Source organism: Tenacibaculum soleae, from assembly GCF_030549005.1.
Classification (GTDB): Bacteria; Bacteroidota; Bacteroidia; order Flavobacteriales; family Flavobacteriaceae; genus Polaribacter; species Polaribacter soleae.
The window spans coordinates 240,506-258,188 of record NZ_JAUOSW010000005.1; the positions used below are offsets into that span (position 1 = coordinate 240,506).

General features: G+C 29.4%; 16 protein-coding genes. 11 read left to right on the plus strand and 5 right to left on the minus strand.

The window, feature by feature from the left end:
* The first annotated feature begins 10 nt into the window (after positions 1-10).
* The 9 genes from Q4586_RS09335 (at position 11) to Q4586_RS09375 (ending at position 12,374) form a co-directional block, all read left to right on the plus strand.
* On the plus strand, positions 11-2,116 hold the full coding sequence (locus Q4586_RS09335; RefSeq protein ID WP_303528584.1) for a M3 family metallopeptidase: 2,106 nt from the start codon (positions 11-13) through the stop codon (positions 2,114-2,116).
* On the plus strand, positions 2,116-2,685 hold the full coding sequence (locus Q4586_RS09340) for a pentapeptide repeat-containing protein (protein ID WP_303528585.1): 570 nt from the start codon (positions 2,116-2,118) through the stop codon (positions 2,683-2,685). The genes Q4586_RS09335 and Q4586_RS09340 overlap by 1 nt, the downstream gene beginning before the upstream one ends.
* The gene (locus tag Q4586_RS09345; protein WP_303528586.1) at positions 2,682-3,611 is read left to right on the plus strand and encodes a YihY/virulence factor BrkB family protein; all 930 of its coding nucleotides are present in this window, start codon (positions 2,682-2,684) and stop codon (positions 3,609-3,611) included. The genes Q4586_RS09340 and Q4586_RS09345 overlap by 4 nt, the downstream gene beginning before the upstream one ends.
* A gap of 162 nt (positions 3,612-3,773) precedes the next feature.
* Positions 3,774-5,444 carry a histidine--tRNA ligase gene (hisS, locus tag Q4586_RS09350; RefSeq protein ID WP_303528588.1) on the plus strand — a complete coding sequence of 557 codons (1,671 nt, stop codon included), beginning with the start codon at positions 3,774-3,776 and terminating at the stop codon, positions 5,442-5,444.
* Positions 5,445-5,488: 44 nt separating this feature from the next.
* Complete coding sequence (folE, locus tag Q4586_RS09355) at positions 5,489-6,181, plus strand: GTP cyclohydrolase I FolE (protein WP_068703525.1); 693 nt, start codon at positions 5,489-5,491, stop codon at positions 6,179-6,181.
* A gap of 185 nt (positions 6,182-6,366) precedes the next feature.
* On the plus strand, positions 6,367-9,204 hold the full coding sequence (locus tag Q4586_RS09360; protein WP_303528590.1) for a TonB-dependent receptor: 2,838 nt from the start codon (positions 6,367-6,369) through the stop codon (positions 9,202-9,204).
* Positions 9,205-9,272: 68 nt separating this feature from the next.
* On the plus strand, positions 9,273-10,535 hold the full coding sequence (locus tag Q4586_RS09365; RefSeq protein WP_303528592.1) for a DUF5690 family protein: 1,263 nt from the start codon (positions 9,273-9,275) through the stop codon (positions 10,533-10,535).
* Positions 10,525-11,682: a TIGR03364 family FAD-dependent oxidoreductase gene (locus Q4586_RS09370; RefSeq protein WP_303528593.1), complete on the plus strand. Its 1,158-nt coding sequence runs from the start codon at positions 10,525-10,527 to the stop codon at positions 11,680-11,682. Before Q4586_RS09365 ends, Q4586_RS09370 begins: the two co-directional genes overlap by 11 nt.
* Positions 11,682-12,374 carry a phosphonatase-like hydrolase gene (locus Q4586_RS09375; RefSeq protein WP_303528595.1) on the plus strand — a complete coding sequence of 231 codons (693 nt, stop codon included), beginning with the start codon at positions 11,682-11,684 and terminating at the stop codon, positions 12,372-12,374. Before Q4586_RS09370 ends, Q4586_RS09375 begins: the two co-directional genes overlap by 1 nt.
* On the opposite strand, the gene Q4586_RS09380 is transcribed toward Q4586_RS09375, so the two are convergent.
* A complete protein-coding gene (locus Q4586_RS09380; RefSeq protein ID WP_068703538.1) occupies positions 12,367-12,942 on the minus strand; it encodes a helix-turn-helix domain-containing protein in 576 nt (191 codons plus the stop codon). The genes Q4586_RS09375 and Q4586_RS09380 overlap by 8 nt on opposite strands.
* Before the next feature lie 170 nt (positions 12,943-13,112).
* Between Q4586_RS09380 and Q4586_RS09385 the strand changes: the two genes are divergently transcribed.
* Together Q4586_RS09385 and Q4586_RS09390 are read left to right on the plus strand one after the other, a co-directional pair.
* Entirely contained in the window at positions 13,113-13,304 is a 192-nt protein-coding gene (locus Q4586_RS09385) for a cold-shock protein (RefSeq protein ID WP_068703540.1), read from the plus strand.
* A gap of 88 nt (positions 13,305-13,392) precedes the next feature.
* The gene (locus tag Q4586_RS09390) at positions 13,393-13,590 is read left to right on the plus strand and encodes a YwbE family protein (RefSeq protein WP_068703542.1); all 198 of its coding nucleotides are present in this window, start codon (positions 13,393-13,395) and stop codon (positions 13,588-13,590) included.
* A 219-nt stretch (positions 13,591-13,809) separates the two neighbouring features.
* Here Q4586_RS09390 and Q4586_RS09395 read toward each other — a convergent pair whose 3' ends face one another.
* From Q4586_RS09395 to mtaB, 4 genes are all read right to left on the minus strand, one after another.
* A complete protein-coding gene (locus Q4586_RS09395) occupies positions 13,810-14,709 on the minus strand; it encodes a lytic transglycosylase domain-containing protein (RefSeq protein ID WP_068703545.1) in 900 nt (299 codons plus the stop codon).
* 121 nt (positions 14,710-14,830) lie between these two features.
* Entirely contained in the window at positions 14,831-15,496 is a 666-nt protein-coding gene (locus Q4586_RS09400; protein ID WP_303528598.1) for an alpha/beta fold hydrolase, read from the minus strand.
* Positions 15,496-16,233 carry a DUF6438 domain-containing protein gene (locus tag Q4586_RS09405; protein WP_303528599.1) on the minus strand — a complete coding sequence of 246 codons (738 nt, stop codon included), beginning with the start codon at positions 16,231-16,233 and terminating at the stop codon, positions 15,496-15,498. The genes Q4586_RS09400 and Q4586_RS09405 overlap by 1 nt, the downstream gene beginning before the upstream one ends.
* Before the next feature lie 39 nt (positions 16,234-16,272).
* The gene (gene mtaB, locus Q4586_RS09410) at positions 16,273-17,607 is read right to left on the minus strand and encodes a tRNA (N(6)-L-threonylcarbamoyladenosine(37)-C(2))-methylthiotransferase MtaB (RefSeq protein WP_303528601.1); all 1,335 of its coding nucleotides are present in this window, start codon (positions 17,605-17,607) and stop codon (positions 16,273-16,275) included.
* Positions 17,608-17,683 lie beyond the last annotated feature (76 nt).

Consider the following 17,683-nt stretch of genomic DNA (forward strand, 5'->3'; position numbering starts at 1 on the left):
TTTTATTAAAATGAAAAAACATATAATTATAGTAGCAACTTTAGTATTGGCAATTTCTTGTAATACTAAAGAAACTAAAAAAGAATCAAAAACAAATATGGTTGTAGAAAATCCGTTATTGGTAAAAAGCACCTTAGATTATGGTGCGCCAGATTTTACTAAAATTAAAGATGAACATTTTATGCCTGCTATTTTAAAAGGGATGAAATTACAGAACGAAGCAATTGATAAAATTGTATCAAATGTTGATGTTCCAACCTTTGAAAATACCATTTTAGCTTTAGAAGAAAGTAGCAAAACTTTGGATAATGTAACTGCTGTTTTTTATGCTTTAGCTGGAGCAAACACCAATGATGTTATTAAAGATGTTCAAAAAGAGTTAGCGCCTAAGTTTTCTAAACATAACGATGATATTTTATTAAACACGCAGTTGTTTGCTAAGTTAAAAGTAGTTTATGATAATTTAGAAGGATTAGAACTTGACGCAGAATCAAAACATTTAGTAAAGGAGTATTATAAAAACTTTACAAAAGCTGGAGCTAATTTATCAGAAGATAAAAAAGAGCAACTAAAAAAGATTAATTCTGAAATAGCAACCTTATCAAACGATTTTGGTAAAAAACTATTAGATGCCAGTAAAAAAGGTGGTGTTGTAGTTGCTGATAAAGAAAAATTAAAAGGATTTTCTGAAGAAAAAATTAAATCGATTGCAAAAGATAATAAGTTTGAAATTCAGTTGATAAATACCACACAACAACCATCATTACAAACATTAGAAAACAGAGAAGTTCGTAAAGAGTTATTCGAAAAGTCAATCCATAGGTCCGATGCTGGAGAATACGATACAAGCGAATTGGTTAAAAAAATGGTGGCTTTAAGGGCTCAAAAAGCACAAATTTTAGGTTTTGATAATTATGCAAGTTGGAGCTTACAAGGCACTATGGCATCAACACCAGCTAAAGTTTTTGAAATGTTTGATGGTTTAATTCCTGGTGCTTTAACTAAAGTAGCCTCAGAAACTAAAGAAATTCAAGCTGAAATTAATAAAGAAGGAAAAGACTTTAAATTAACAGCATATGATTGGAATCATTATGCTGAGAAAGTACGTAAATCTAAATACAATTTAAACGAAGCAGCAATAAAACCTTACTTCGAATTGACAAATGTTTTAGAAAAAGGAGTGTTTTTTGCAGCAACAAAATTATACGGAATCACTTTTAAAAAACGTACCGATATTCCTGTTTATCATCCAGATGTTGTGGTATATGAGTTGTTTGAAGAAGACGGAAGTAAATTAGGATTGTTTTATGGTGATTTCTTTGCAAGAGATAGCAAGCGTGGCGGAGCTTGGATGAGTGCTTTTGTAAAACAATCAAAATTACGTAACCAAAAACCGGTGGTTTATAATGTATGTAATTCGCCAAAACCAGCAGCAGGAGAACCTGCTTTAATTAGTTTTGATGAGGTAGAAACGATGTTTCACGAGTTTGGTCACGCATTACACGGTTTGTTTGGTAATCAACAATATGCATCAATTTCAGGAACAAGTACGGCGAGAGATTTTGTAGAGTTTCCGTCGCAGTTTAATGAAAACTGGTCAACACATCCAGCCGTTTTAAATAATTACGCAGTACATTATAAAACAGGAGAAGTGATTCCTGCCGAATTATTACAAAAAATTAAAGATGCCGGAACTTTTAATCAAGGATATTCAATGATTGAAAACTTAGCTTCTTCTAGTTTAGATATGAAATGGCATACAGTTTCTGTTGATACAAAAATTGAAGATGTTGCTAAGTTTGAAGCAGCGGCATTAGAAAAAATGAAATTAAAAGTATCTGAAGTACCGCCAAGATATCGTTCTACTTATTTTGCACACATTTTTAGTGGTGGTTATGCTGCTGGATATTACTCATATTTATGGACAGAAATGTTAAGTCACGATGCTTTTGATTGGTTTAAAAACAACGGATTGTTAACACGAGCAAACGGAGATAAGTTTAGAAAAGAAGTGTTATCAAAAGGAAATACGATGGATTATGCGAAGATGTATAATGTTTTTGCAGGAAGAGACCCGAAAGCAGCACCAATGTTAAAAGCTAGAGGATTAAAATAATGAATGATTATTTTGATAGTGAAACATTTAATAAAGTTGATTTTTCGGTAGCAAAAATCAAAAAAGGAGAATATGATAATTGTACGTTCACCGATTGTAATTTCGAGAACGTACATGCATCTAATATTCAGTTTGTCGACTGTGAATTTATCAACTGTAACTTTAGCAATGCAATTGTAGCAAATACAGCTTTTAAAGACGTATCGTTTATCAATTGTAAAATGATAGGTGTAAAATTTAATAAATGTGATTCGTTTTTATTACAGTTTAGTTTTAAAGATTGTCAATTAAATTTTTCATCGTTTTATCAACTTAAAATTCCGAAAACAAAATTTACAAACTGTAGTTTACAAGAAGTAGATTTTACCGAAACAAATATTACGAGTGCACTTTTTGATAATTGTGATTTAAAAAGCGCAATTTTTGATCGTTCAATTATAGAAAAATCAAATTTTAGAACAGCAGTTAATTTTACAATCAATCCTGAAACAAATCAACTAAAAGGAGCACAGTTTAGTAAAGAAAATATAATAGGATTATTACAGAAGTATAATATTATTATTGGATGATAAAAGAAATAGAAAATAACCTAGAAAAAATACCAGTAATAAACCTCTTGGTAAAATTCGGGAAGAAAATAAAAATTCCGGGTTTACAAGGTATGTCATTATATGATGTAATAGAAATGTATGTAATAGGTATTGTAAAAGGAGCTTTAACAACGCGTGCAGGCGGAATTGCATTCAGTTTTTTTATGGCAATTTTTCCGTTTATGCTTTTTATACTATCTTTAATTCCATACATACCAATTGAAGGATTTCAAGACAATCTTTTTTGGTTAATTCAAGAGATGTTGCCTCCAAAAACTTTTGACGCAGTGGATTTGGTGTTAAAAGATATTATTAATAATCAATATAGCGGATTGTTGTCTTTTGGGTTTTTGGCGTCTATTTTTTTAATGACAAACGGTGTAAATGCTATTTTTGGAGGATTTGAGTACTCATACCATGTAACAGAAATAAGAAGTGTTTTTTTAGCGTATATTGTTTCTTTAGGGGTTTCGTTGTTAATGTCTTTGTTTTTAATAATAACAGTAATAGCTATTATTTTTTATCAGTTAGCTTTAATTAGAATAGGTAATATTAGTTGGTTAAATACAAGTGATTTAAACTTACTTTATTGGGGGAGAGGTCTGTTATTTTTAATAATGATTTTTACCATTGTATCCTTATTATTTCGTTTCGGAACCAAGCAAGGAAAAGAAGTTAAGTTTTTCTCAGTAGGAGCAATTTTAACAACAATATTGTCGTTGTTTTCTTTTTACCTTTTTGGTATTTATGTAGATAAATTTGCTACTTATAATCAATTATACGGTTCAATAGGTACACTTTTAATATTAATGTTGTTTGTTTGGTTAAATTCAATTATACTTCTTTTAGGCTTTGAGTTAAATGCATCATTATATAGATTAAAACGAATAAATAAAACTTCGTAATTCGCCTATAAATTCAGATATTTGCCAACTAAGTTAGATTAAGTATTTTACTCTTATAAAAACTTAATTTGAAGTAACAGAATACAAACGTTTAAAAAAATAAGTATTTTAAGTTTTGAGAAGAATCTCATAATTTAGAATCTATAATTCATAATTATTTACATGAAACCATCAATCCCAAAAGGAACCAGAGATTTTTCATCAAATGAAGTAGCAAAAAGAAATTATATTTTTAATATAATAAAACACTCGTTTGAAAATTTTGGATTTCAACCTATCGAAACTCCAAGTTTCGAAAACTCATCAACCTTAATGGGCAAATATGGAGAAGAAGGCGATCGTTTAATTTTTAAGATTTTAAATTCTGGAGATTATTTAAAAGATGTAAAAAGAAATGTAATTGATACTGCTAATTTGTCAGCAATTCTTTTTATGATATTTGACGGCCTAATTGAAACGACTAAAAGAGGAAATGAAATCGGTCAAGAAACAATAGATAATATAAAAGAAGTAATAGATAATAATAAAAGCATAAATTCTTCAAATAGGGCTTTTTTATATCATTTTTATGAAGAAAATAAAGAAGATATGATAAATTATTTTGGAGCATTAAAAACTCTTGTAGGAGATAATCTTTTTTTTGAAGAATCTTCAGCAAAGAAAACAAGTCATTTTGAAAAATTTTATAGTAAGTTTATTGAAGATGTAAAAGTTTTAGATTCAAAAAAGAATACATCACTAATTTCAGAAAAAGCCTTACGTTACGACTTAACAGTGCCTTTTGCGCGTTACGTGGTACAACACCAAAACGATATTACTTTTCCTTTTAAAAGGTATCAAATTCAACCAGTTTGGAGAGCTGATCGTCCACAAAAAGGACGTTTTAGAGAGTTTTACCAATGTGATGCCGATGTGGTAGGAAGCAAATCATTATTACAGGAAGTAGAGTTTGTACAATTATATGATACCGTGTTTAGTAAGTTAGGACTACTTGGTACGACTATCAAAATAAATAACAGAAAAATTTTATCTGGAATAGCTGAGGTAATTGGAGCTTCGGATAAATTAATCGATTTTACAGTTGCTTTAGATAAGTTAGATAAAATTGGTAAAGAAGGTGTAGTAAAAGAAATGCTTGAAAAAGGAATTTCTGAAGAAGCTATTGTAAAAGTAGCTCCGTTGTTTAATTTTTCAGGAAGTAATCAAGATAAGCTAGTTTCTTTGCAAGAAATGTTACAAACTTCGGATAAAGGCTTAGCAGGTGTACAAGAATTACGTACCGTTGTAAACATGATTGAAGAGATTGGTTTAGCCTCAGCAACCTTAACTTTAGATGTAACCTTAGCTCGTGGTTTAAATTATTATACCGGAGCTATTTATGAAGTCAGCGCTCCTGAAGGTGTAAAAATGGGGTCAATTGGCGGTGGAGGTCGTTATGATGATTTAACAGGTATCTTCGGGTTAAAAGATGTGAGTGGTGTAGGTATTTCTTTTGGATTGGATAGAATTTATTTGGTAATGGAAGAATTAAATTTATTTGAAGAGGTTGAGTTGCCAAAACCACGCGTATTATTTTTAAATTTTGATGAGGGTGAAAATTTATCAAAAATAAAAGCAATAAAAACATTAAGAGAAAACAACATAAAATCAGAATTATATCCTGATACAGCAACAAGTAATAAACAACAAAAAAAACAATGGAAATATGTTACAAATAGAAACATACAATTTGTTGTAACTAATGTTGATAATAATACATTTGTTTTAAAAAATATGACAAATGGTGAGCAAATTACTTGCTCTTTAAACGAATTGATAAGTAAAGTACAGTAAATTAGCAACAAAGTTGTAAATTTGCGTCTTAATAATTGAACGAAATGTTTGAAGTGAACAACAACAAAATGAATGACGAGAGAATAGACGAAATAGGAGAGAATCACATTGCGACATCGGCAGAATCGCCAATACGTAAAGATGCTTTTGATATTTCTGATGAAGAAAAAATAGCAAGAATTGAAGAAAGTGTTAAAGATATTTTAATCACTTTAGGAATGGATTTAACAGATGATAGCATGCAAGGAACGCCTAAACGTGTTGCTAAGGCTTATGTTAATGAACTATTTATGGGGTTAAACCCTAAAAATATGCCAAAGGCATCTACATTTGACAATAACTATAATTATGGAGAAATGTTAGTAGAAAAGAATATCGTTGTATATTCTACCTGCGAACATCACTTATTACCAATTATAGGAAGAGCACATGTGGCTTATATATCTAACGGAAAAGTTATTGGACTTTCTAAAATGAATCGTATTGTAGAGTATTTTTCTAAAAGACCACAAGTACAAGAGCGTTTAACAATGCAAATTGTACAAGCCATGCAAGAAGCATTAGGTACTGAAGATGTTGCTTGTATTGTAGATGCAAAACACCTATGTGTAAATTCGCGTGGAATAAAAGATATTGAAAGTAGTACTGTAACAGCTGAATTTGGTGGAGCTTTTAAGAATAAAGACACTAAACGTGAGTTTTTAGATTACGTAAAAATGGATACTAAATTTGATTAGTATTTTTTATTATTAAAAAAGAGCAAAAAACCTTAACTAAATAGTTAAGGTTTTTTTATTACGTAACAATTTTATTACACTAAAATAGCATTATGAAAAAGTTTTCTTAATATTCAAAAGTTTACAAATAGTAAAAAATACATTTGATTTGCAGTGTATAATTTAACTATTGTAAAACTATAAAAATGAATAATTTAAAATTTTTAATAAGTACGGTATTAATTCTTATTATAAATAATACAACTTACTCTCAAGAGTCTACAATTTTGGGTATTGTAAGTGATGGTAATTACCCTTTACCAGGAGCAAGTGTTGTTGTAAAAGGAACAGCAAAAGGAGTAAATACAGATTTTGATGGAAACTTTGTATTAAGTAAAATACCAAAAGGAGATGTAAAGTTAGAAATATCTTACATTGGTTTTAAAACAAAAGTATTAGATGTTGTTGTAACAGGTACTACAAATAATAACATGGGTACAATAGCTTTACTACCGTCAGCAGAAGTATTAGGAGTTGTGCATATAAATGCTAAATCTAGAAGAAATACAGAAGCAAAGGCTTTAAGTATTCAAAAAAAATCAATGAGTATTATGAATGTTATCGCTGCAGATGGTATAGGGAAATTACCTGATCGTAATGCAGCAGAAACTGTACAGCGTATTCAAGGATTGTCAATTGAAAGAGATCAAGGTGAAGGGCGTTTTGTATCAATTAGAGGATTACCGCCATATTGGACATCTACAACAATTAATGGAAATAGAATTCCTACTGCTGAAGAAGAAACTACATCGCGCGCCACAGCATTTGATTTTTTTCCTTCAGAATTAATATCATACGTACAAGCAGCTAAAGCTTACACTCCAGATATGGAAGCTGATGGTATTGCGGGAGGTGTTAATTTTATAACACAAACAGCACCAACAAAAGAAATTTTAAATGTAAATATAGGCGGTGGATTTAACGAAAAATCAGGAGCACCTATTTACAATGCATCTATAACTTATGGAAACAAAAGTGAAGATGGTAAATTTGGGTATATTATCAACGGTTCATATTGGAATAGAAGTTGGGGAACTGATAATTTTGAAGCGCGTAGAAAAGGAGATGAAGGTGTTTTTAGAATAGAACTTAGAGATTACAACGGTGTAAGAGTAACTACTGGCTTAAACGGAGCAATGGAATATAACTTTACGCCAGCTCATAAAATGTATTTTAGAGGAGTTTATGGAACTTTGTCAGACACTGAAGAACATTATAAACACAGAATACGTTTTGATAAATTTGATGAAACATCTAGTACGGCTAGGGTAGAATTACAAAATATTCACAATGAATTAATAACAGAAATGTTTGGTGGTGAAATAGGAGGAAAGCACAATTTAGAAAATGGAAAATTAGATTGGAGTATTGCTTCTTACGCAAATGAGTTTAGGTATGGAAACATTCCAACTCCTGAAGATAAAAGTTATTTTGTAGTAAAATTTAAACAAGATGGTGTTGGTATTAATGGTAATTATTTAGATGTTAGGCCATCGGCAGGAGATCATAGGGCATATTGGAAAGCAGATGGTGGAAAGTTAGATTATAATGACACTGATGCTTTATTTGGTTTTTTTAGCAACGATAACTTTAAAATGGATCCAACCAAAATGAAGTTTTATGATTTAGAATTATACAAAATAGCTATAACAGAAAAAGATAACATAGTTTCTTCTTTAAATTATGAGCATACTGTTAATGACGTTTTTAAAATTAAGGTAGGAACAAAATATAGAGATAAAGAGCGCACCGCTACTTTTGAAGATTTATATTATGGTTGGAATGGAGCAGGAGATACACCTGTGTTATCAGATTACTCTAAATACTTAATTAATCAACCAGGAGCGGCAGATTATTTGAAAGAAATGAATACAAGTATAAACACGTCATTTGGAAGTGTTTTGTCTACCCAAGGGATGCAAAATTTTTGGATCACTAATAAAACTAATTTAGCTGTTTTAGAAGATGACTCTTCTGCATTACAATATAATAGTGGGTTAGGACGTAATTTTAATGTTAACGAAACTCATTTATCTTTTTATGGAATGGGAACTTTAAAAGCTACTGAAAAATTAACAATTTTAGCAGGTTTAAGAGCTACTAAAACAACAACAAAAGTAGATGGATATGTAGTTGAAAATGATGTTTTAACCAAATCAGTAAAAACAAAAAAATACTGGGCTGTTTTACCAATGTTACACGTTAAGTATTCTCCTAAAAAAGATTTAAACATTCGTTTTGCAGCAACAAGAAGTTTTTCAAGACCAAATTTTGGAGACATTTCACCATCTGGAACTTTTATTTCTTTTGACAACGAATTTAAAGGAGGTAATCCTAATTTAGACCCTACTTTTTCATGGAATTTTGATTTATTAGGAGAGTATTACTTTCAAAATGTAGGAGTTATAAATGCAGGTGTTTTTTATAAATCTATTACCAACCCAATATTTAATGATACTTATCAAGGTCCTTATAATGGTATACAAGGAGTAGAATTTAGCACACCTATAAACGGAGCTGATGCTTGGATTGGTGGAGTAGAGTTAGGTATAAATAGACGTTTTGACTTTTTACCAGGGTTTTTACAATATTTTGGAGCAAACTTAAACGCAACGTTTATGGATTCAGAAATGATTAAGCCTAGTGGTAGAAAAGTAACTACACCATACCAAGCAAAAAGCTTATTTAATGCGCAATTGTTTTTTGAAAAAGGAGGCTTTAACACAAGATTAGCCTTTAATCATAAAGGAAAATATGCAATTGCTTTTGGTGAAAGAGATATAGATGACGTGTATTATGGTAAGTATAATACATTAGATTTTTCAGCATCTTATCAAATAGGAAACAAATGGACAATTTATACAGATGTAAATAATATATTAAATAATCCCCTGATTTATCATTATGGTAATAGCCAAGACAGGCCTAAGCAAGTAGAATACTACGGAGTCAAAGGAAGTATTGGTGTTAAGTTTTCTCTTTAATATTTGAATTAAGTGCAAAATTTAGCTCTCAAGAAATTGAGAGCTAAATCTATATAAAAAAATAATATATGCGTTTACGTTTTTTATTACAAGCTTCTATTGCTGCATTTGGTACTTATTTTTGCATGTATGCTTTTAGAAAGCCATTTACAGTTGCAACTTTTGAAAACTTAGCTTTTTTAGGTATAAACTATAAAATATTATTAATAATAGCTCAGGTTGTAGGATATACATTATCAAAGTTTGTAGGCATAAAAGTAATTTCAGAAATGAAATCAAATAAAAGAATGTACTATTTAATAGGTTTCATTCTTTTTGCAGAGCTTTCTTTATTGGGGTTTGCGGTTGTACCAGCACCTTATAATATAATTTTTCTGTTTTTAAACGGATTACCTTTAGGTATGATTTGGGGAATTGTTTTTTCATACTTAGAAGGAAGAAAAGCAACTGAGTTACTAGGGGTAATCTTATCATCAAGTTTTATTGTATCCTCAGGAGCAGTTAAAACAATAGGAAAATTGGTACTTGATAAATTTCAAATTAATGAATTTTGGATGCCATTTGTAACAGGAGTTATTTTTATTTTACCCTTATTGTTTTTTGCCTGGATGTTAGAAAAGTTACCAGCTCCAACTAAAACAGACAAACTATTAAGAGCTGTAAGAAAACCATTAAATAAACAAGAGCGAAAACAGCTATTTAAAAACTATGCTTTGCCCTTAAGTTTAATTGTTTTCTTTTTTATGTTACTTACTTCAATAAGAGATTTTAGAGACAACTTTGCAAGAGAAATATGGGATGCACTAGGCTATACAGATGCTACAATATACAGTATTTCTGAAATACCAATAGCAATAATAGTACTAGTTGTTTTAGGGGTGATAGGTAGTGTAACTAAAAATTATAAAGCATTTATATATTATCATTATGTATTAATAGTAGGTTGTTTTTCAATTTTAGTATCAACTTACTTATACCAACAGCAGATAATTACCCCTTTAGTTTGGATGGTTGTTTCAGGTTTAGGCCTGTATAGTTGTTATGTGCCTTTTAATGGAATCTTTTTTGATAGAATGATAGCCACCTTTAAAATAAAAGGAAATGTAGGTTTTTTAATTTACATAGCAGATGCTTTCGGTTATTTAGGTAGCATACTTATTTTATTATATAAAAATTTTGGGAAAGGTGATATTTCATGGCTCTCGTTTTTTATACAAGCACTTTATTTATTAGCAATTATAGGGTTAGGAGTATCAGTTTATTGCTATCATTTTTTTAAAAACAAATATAAAAAACCAATAGAAATACAAAAATTAGTATATGAACAATAAATATGATTTAATTGTTGTTGGCGGAGGAGTTTTAGGAACTTTTCATGCCTTTCATGCAGCAAAAAAAGGATTGTCTGTGGCAATTTTAGAAAGAGATAGTAGGCCTCAAGGAGCTACAGTACGTAATTTTGGACAAGTTGTACCTTCAGGAATGAATCAAAAATGGCAAGATTTTGGAAGAGAAACTTTGTCTATTTATAAAGATATTCAAAGTCAATTTGATATTACTATTAGACAAAATGGAACTGTATATTTAGCTTCAAATGATGAAGAAGTACAGTTGATTGAAGAACTACATCAAATAAATAAAAATAATAATTACACATCGCAATTATTAAATAAAAAGCAATGTTTAGATAAGTATGCTGGTTTGCGATCAGATTACTGTAAAGCTGGATTATTTTTTCCGGATGAGGTTACAGTAGAGCCTAAAACGATGATAAATAGATTACACACTTTTTTATCAGCACAAAATAATATTCAAATTAATTACAATACTACCGTAATTAACACGCAAGAAGTAAATAACCATGTTGTTGTGACAGCTTCAAACGGCATTGATTATAAAGCATCTAAAGTTATTATTTGTAATGGAGCAGATTTTAAAATATTATATCCATCAATTTATAACAATAGCGATTTAGTAGTTTCTAAATTGCAAATGATGCAAACGAAACCTCAAAAAAACTACACTTTAGATGGTTCTATTTTAACAGGTTTAACGATCCGAAGATATGAAGCTTTTGAAGAGTGCGCTTCTTGGAAGCAGATAAAAGCTAAGGAAGACCCTAATAGTTTTCAAGAAAAATATGGTATTCATATTTTATTTAAACAAGCTACTGATGGTTCTGTTATAATAGGTGATTCACATGAGTATGCATCAGCCCAAAATATAAACGACCTAGGGTTTGATTTAAATGAAAAAATAGATGATTACATGATTGCAGAAGCTAAAAAAATAATTGATTTACCAACTTATGATATTCAATATAAGTGGGCTGGTTTTTATAGTCAATGTAAAGAAAAAGACATTTTTGAATATAATGTAAGCGATAATGTACATGTTATAACTGGTATAGGAGGTAAGGGAATGACAGGAAGCGCAGGGTTTTCAAAGGTTAACATTAATAAAATTTTTAATAAGTAATGATAAAAAAAGAATTACAAATGGTTGTTTTTGATATGGCAGGGACAACAGTAGATGAGCAAAATGTTGTATATAAAACATTACATAAATCAATTGTAGCAGCTAATGTTGAGGTAAGTTTAGAAACTGTTTTAAAATATGGTGCAGGAAAGGAAAAGCATCAAGCAATTAAAGATATTTTAAAGTACTTAAAGTCTGATAAAATAAAAGAATCTGAATTAATATTTAATAATTTTAAACAATTATTGAGTATTGCCTATGCTACACTAGAGGTTAAACCTATAAAGGGAGTTGAAAAATTTTTGTTAGATTTAAGGTCGGAGGGAATAAAAGTAGTTTTAAATACAGGCTATGATAGAAAAACAGCAACCTTGTTAATAGAAAAACTTAAATGGGATGAAAAAGTACATTTTGATGCTCTAGTAACTGCAACAGATGTTAAAAAAGGACGACCACATCCTGATATGATATTTAAAGCAATGGAACTGTTAAATGTTACTGATGTTTCAAAGGTTTTAAAAGCGGGTGATTCAGCTATTGATATAGAGGAAGGTAAAAACGCAGGTTGCGGTATTACAGTAGGTGTCTTATCTGGAGCACAAACGAAAGAGCAGTTGGAGGAACAAAAACCAACATATATTTTTGAATCGTTGGTTAGTTTAAAGGATATTGTTTTAAATAATTTTAACTAGCATCAATAAAAAAATACAGCACAAGCATTGTGCAATCTTGTGCTGTATGATTATAAGGTAAATGAGGTGTTTTTCCATTAAAGTATAAAGAATCACCTTTGTTTACAATAATTTTATCTTCTCCAATATAATAAGTGCAACTGCCACTAATTATGTATTTAAACTCCCAAGCATCAGTAACTACTTTTTCTCTTTTTGAGTTTGGTGTTATGTTTAAAATAACAGCTTCAAAACCTATAGCAGATAAACTTTTACTAAAAATATGATGATAAGTAAAACCTTCAGCTTCAACTTCTTTTTCAATTAATTGCTGTTGTTTTTTAGAAATATGAATATATTTTCTTGATTGAGAATTTTCTATATCTTTAAAAAAAGTACTTGCATCAATTTTTAAAGCACTTATTAACTCTAGTAAAACAGGTAAGGAAGGTATTGTTCTACCATTTTCTATTCTAGAAATTAAACCGTTAGATACACCAGCGTTTGTGGCAACCTCATTAATAGTAAGTTTTTGTTTTTTTCTGATTATTTTGATACGCTTACCAATTCCTATTAAAAAATTATTCATGCATAAATAAGTTTAACAATATAAAAATATACAAAATGGATGGGTTTTCTTAAGTTTAAAAAAAAATAAATAAAAAATGTTTTTTAAGCTGATATTAATAATTTTGGCATTACATTTGCATAATAATAAACGTTGCGGGCACTTAAGCAAGTAACACATAATTTTTTACAATGAATAAAGGTACTGTAAAATTCTTCAACGAATCAAAAGGATTCGGATTTATTACTGAAGAAGGATCAAACAAAGAGCATTTTGTACATGTTTCAGGATTAATCGACGAGATTCGTGAAAACGACGAAGTTGAATTCGAATTACAAGATGGAAGAAAAGGATTAAACGCTGTTAACGTAAGAGTATTATAATATATATTTTACCAGAGTAAACTTTTTAATAAGAAGCCTATCAATTTATTGATAGGCTTCTTTACTTTTGTTAAAAAACTATTACTAAATGAAAAACGGTACAAATAGAAAAGATGTTACCATAGGAGCAACGGTTAAGGTTGTTCAAAAAAATCATCAAAGAACAGGTAAGTTAACCGAGGGTATTGTAAGTAGGTTGCTAACAAAATCAGCAATGCATCCACATGGAATAAAGGTACAATTAGAATCTGGTATTGTTGGGCGGGTAAAAGTAATTGAAGATTAAATTGAAATTAACTTTCTTTTTGTTGTTTTAGTTTTTTTATCCCATCTACAATAAACCAATACGAAAATAAGAGTCTTATTAATAGAAAAATATATTTGTTTTCTGTTTTAAAATTAAATAAGACCCTATAGCTTTCTTGATTTTGAAAAAATTGAAAAAAAGTTCCAATTAAAATAAAACTACCAAATGTTATGTATATAAAAGGAATCGCTTTTTTCATTAATTTGGTATTTTAATTTCGTAAAGCTTTCTACTTTTATTATTTAATTTATTTTCGCGTAACCATGAATTATGAAGTTTAAGGTCTTTATAAGTAGTTCCGTGCTTCTTAGCAAACAAAGCAATGTTGGTAATGGCAGTATCTACTTTAACAATATGAGTTGAAGGTAAAGTATATAAATCATCTTCATCAAATTCAAAACCATATTTTTTAGGGTTTGAAATAATTTCTTTTAAAGCTAAAACTCTAAATACATAACGTTCGGTTTCATCAGGTAATAAAGCATCATAATAACTAGTTACACCCTGTGCTTTTAATCTTTTTCCAACACCGTGGTTTCCTGCATTATAAGCAGCTGCAGCAAGGGTCCATGAATTAAAACGTTTGTAAGCTTTTTTTAAATACTCGGCAGCGACTTTGGTAGATTTTTCTATATGATAACGTTCGTCTACATTTTTATTAATTTCTAAACCATATTCTAAACCTGTTCTTTTCATAAAATGCCACATACCTGCAGCTCCTACAGATGAGGTTTCATCAATAAAACCACTTTCAGCCAAAGCTAAAAATTTAAAATCGTCAGGTAAACCATGTTTTACTAATAAAGGTTCAAGAATAGGAAAATATTTATGTGCACGTTTTATAAGTAATAACCCGTTTGATTGCCAGTAAGTGTTTACGAGTAATTCTCTATCCATACGTTCTTTAATGTCGTGTTTTTCTATCGGAACTCGTTCGCCAGCTAAATTCAAGGTAGCTGGTAATTTTACAGCTTTTATTTGATAACTTTCAGCTACATTTTTAATTAACGGTTCGTTAGATTGGCTAATGGTGTTGGTAAATAATACCGCTACAAATACTACGGTTATGATTGATAAAAAACGTATTGATTTATTCATTTTCTTTTAATTTTTATAATTGATTCTTTTTCTCGTTTAATTTTTGTGTTACTCTAACTGTATCTTGTTGTAATATAAATTGTTTAATTACTAAATTAAATTCTAAATATTGATCCTTAAATTAATCAATCAAAAAACATTCCTTTTCTAATAATTTAGAAATTTTTTTAGCTTTATTTAAAATCATTACATGTGTGCCATTTTCTATTTCGATACTATTTTTGATATGTTTTATAGGAAAAACCTCGTCTTTTTTTCCATGAATATGTACAATATTGGCTAATACTTTATTTTGTTGCCAATGTAATACATTATATATTGCCCATTGTAAATAATTTGGGTCTCTAACAGATAAATATATTTTGTATAATTCTGCTCTCTTTTTTAAATAATCATTAAAAAAGTAATGCTCATATTTTTCAATATTTGCGATAATTTTTGAAGGGAAAAGTTTATAAACTTTAGTAATTAAAGCTAATTTTAATCGTTTAGGAAGCTCTTTATTACTTTTTACACTTGATATAATAATGACTTTTTTACAAGGAATAATTTTACTCATTTCTTGAACTAAAATTCCGCCAAAAGAAACCCCAATCAGTATTGGATTTTTATGCTGTATATTGGCACACATTCTTTGTGCGTATGTTTCAATACTTTCATTTATTGAGTTAGGAATGAGCCATTCTAAAAAATGAATTTCAAAAACTTTTTCTGGTAAAGAAAGATACTCAAATATTTTAGAACTGGCAGCTAAACCAGGCATAAAATAGAGGTGAGTTTTAGTCATTAGTCAATGAATTTTTTATCAAGTAAAATTCCTTCAATATATTCGTGAATATTAATTAGTTCATCCGGAATATTATTCCATAGTCTAATTTGTATTTGTTTTCCATTACTTATAATATATGTACTTGGTAAATCGGTTATTTTTGGGTCGTCATACACATCTTTAAACTCGTTAAAATCTTTTTCAGCAAGCATTTTAGTAAGTTTTTTAAAGGCTATTTCAGGAAGTGTGAATTCACGAATTCCTTTTTCTAATACGTAATCTATTCCATTATAAATTACATTTCCTTTTTTATCAATCGTTAAAGTATACACAGCACAGTCGCCAAAACAAGGTGTTTTACGAATGCTAATAAGCGTGTTTTCTTCTTTTTCTATTAAATTTTTCAGTGTGTTTTTAGTATTGATAGCAACTTCTTTAAAGGCTTTTGTTTTTTGTAATTTATCTAGCCAAAAAGTTCTTTTTCCTTCGGGAATCCTAACAATTCCGATTTTATAATTTTGTTTATCATATGCCATTTTATGAAAATTTAAACCACTATTTTTAAGTAATGACTTGGCATCTTCAATTTTTTTAGGATTTTTAAAAACTACAATTAATTCGTTTTTAATTAAGTTAGGTTCTTTTACGATTATTGTTTTTTCCTTTTTTGGGGTGTTCGTTTTTTTTTCAATTTCTTTTTTAGGAACATTACAAGCTAATAGCAATGCAAAAAAAGTGAATAGCAAATATTTCATAGTTGTTTATTTTAATAACAAATAAATAATATCCACAATTTAAGCAATAACTTGGTCTTTAACAAAGTTAAAACGAACAATACCATCTTCATCAATTTCGGTTAATGTAATTGTATGTAACGTATTTACTAATTCAGGATTCCACGGTGTTTTCACTTTTACGTAGTTTTGAGTAAATCCGTGAATATAACCTTCTTTATTTTCGCTTTCAAAAAGTACTGTTAAAGTATTTCCTATTTGCGTTTCATAAAAAGCTCTACGTTTTTTAACAGATAATCCGCGTAACATTTTGCTTCGTTTTGCACGCACTTTTTTAGCAACTACACCATCCATATCAACAGCTTCTGTATTGGGCCTTTCAGAGTAAGTAAAAACATGTAAATACGAAATATCCATTTCGTTTAAATAGTTGTAAGTTTCTAAAAACAACTCATCTGTTTCGCCAGGAAAACCAACAATTACATCAACCCCAATACAAGCATTTGGCATTACTTCTTTTATTTTAGTAACCCTGTTTGTATAGGTTTGTGTTAGGTAACGACGCTTCATTTTTTTTAATAACTCATCACTACCAGATTGCAACGGAATATGAAAATGAGGCACAAAAGTGTTAGACTTTGATACAAAATCAATCGTTTCATCTTTTAATAAATTAGGTTCGATAGATGAAATTCGTAAACGATGAATTCCATCAACTTTGTCAAGTTCTTTAACTAATTCTAAAAAAGTATGTTCGTGTTTTTTATTACCAAACTCTCCTTTACCATAATCACCAATATTTACGCCGGTTAAAACGATTTCTTTAATTCCTTTTGCTGATATTTCTTTGGCATTTTTTAAAACATTATCTAAGGTGTCAGACCTTGAAATCCCTCGTGCTAACGGAATTGTACAATAGGTACATTTATAATCGCAACCATCTTGAACTTTTAAGAAAGCGCGAGTACGATCGCCAATTGAATAAGCGCCAACATAAGAGTCTGCTTCTTCAATTTCGCACGAATGTACCTCACCAATATCATTTTTAGTTAAATCGTTGATATAACTAGTAACGTTAAATTTTTCGGTAGCACCTAAAACTAAATCAACTCCATCAACATTAGCTAATTCTTCAGGCTTTAATTGTGCATAACAACCTACGCCAATAATAAAAGCATCCTCATTTTGTTTTAAAGCAGATTTTACAATCGATTTAAAACGTTTATCAGCATTATCAGTAACCGAACAAGTGTTAATTACATAGATAGCTGCTTTTTCATCAAATTCAACCCGTTTAAAACCTTCATTCACAAAATTACGAGCAATGGTTGAGGTTTCAGAGAAATTTAATTTACATCCTAAAGTGTAAAAAGCTACTTTTTTATCTACATTCATTCTTTTAATATCCTTAATAAAAAGCAAAAGGCTTGTGTAAGTCTTTAATTTTTTAGAAGTTCGTATGGTATATTTT

Coding starts and splice junctions, on each gene's coding strand:
- Q4586_RS09340 (WP_303528585.1), top strand. CDS start 2,116: ATGAATGATTATTTTGATAGTGAAACATTTAATAAAGTTGATTTTTCG.
- mtaB (WP_303528601.1), bottom strand. CDS start 17,607: ATGAATGTAGATAAAAAAGTAGCTTTTTACACTTTAGGATGTAAATTA.
- Q4586_RS09385 (WP_068703540.1), top strand. CDS start 13,113: ATGAATAAAGGTACTGTAAAATTCTTCAACGAATCAAAAGGATTCGGA.
- Q4586_RS09400 (WP_303528598.1), bottom strand. CDS start 15,496: ATGACTAAAACTCACCTCTATTTTATGCCTGGTTTAGCTGCCAGTTCT.
- Q4586_RS09335 (WP_303528584.1), top strand. CDS start 11: ATGAAAAAACATATAATTATAGTAGCAACTTTAGTATTGGCAATTTCT.
- Q4586_RS09390 (WP_068703542.1), top strand. CDS start 13,393: ATGAAAAACGGTACAAATAGAAAAGATGTTACCATAGGAGCAACGGTT.
- Q4586_RS09405 (WP_303528599.1), bottom strand. CDS start 16,233: ATGAAATATTTGCTATTCACTTTTTTTGCATTGCTATTAGCTTGTAAT.
- folE (WP_068703525.1), top strand. CDS start 5,489: ATGTTTGAAGTGAACAACAACAAAATGAATGACGAGAGAATAGACGAA.
- hisS (WP_303528588.1), top strand. CDS start 3,774: ATGAAACCATCAATCCCAAAAGGAACCAGAGATTTTTCATCAAATGAA.
- Q4586_RS09365 (WP_303528592.1), top strand. CDS start 9,273: ATGCGTTTACGTTTTTTATTACAAGCTTCTATTGCTGCATTTGGTACT.
- Q4586_RS09345 (WP_303528586.1), top strand. CDS start 2,682: ATGATAAAAGAAATAGAAAATAACCTAGAAAAAATACCAGTAATAAAC.
- Q4586_RS09380 (WP_068703538.1), bottom strand. CDS start 12,942: ATGAATAATTTTTTAATAGGAATTGGTAAGCGTATCAAAATAATCAGA.
- Q4586_RS09370 (WP_303528593.1), top strand. CDS start 10,525: ATGAACAATAAATATGATTTAATTGTTGTTGGCGGAGGAGTTTTAGGA.
- Q4586_RS09360 (WP_303528590.1), top strand. CDS start 6,367: ATGAATAATTTAAAATTTTTAATAAGTACGGTATTAATTCTTATTATA.
- Q4586_RS09395 (WP_068703545.1), bottom strand. CDS start 14,709: ATGAATAAATCAATACGTTTTTTATCAATCATAACCGTAGTATTTGTA.
- Q4586_RS09375 (WP_303528595.1), top strand. CDS start 11,682: ATGATAAAAAAAGAATTACAAATGGTTGTTTTTGATATGGCAGGGACA.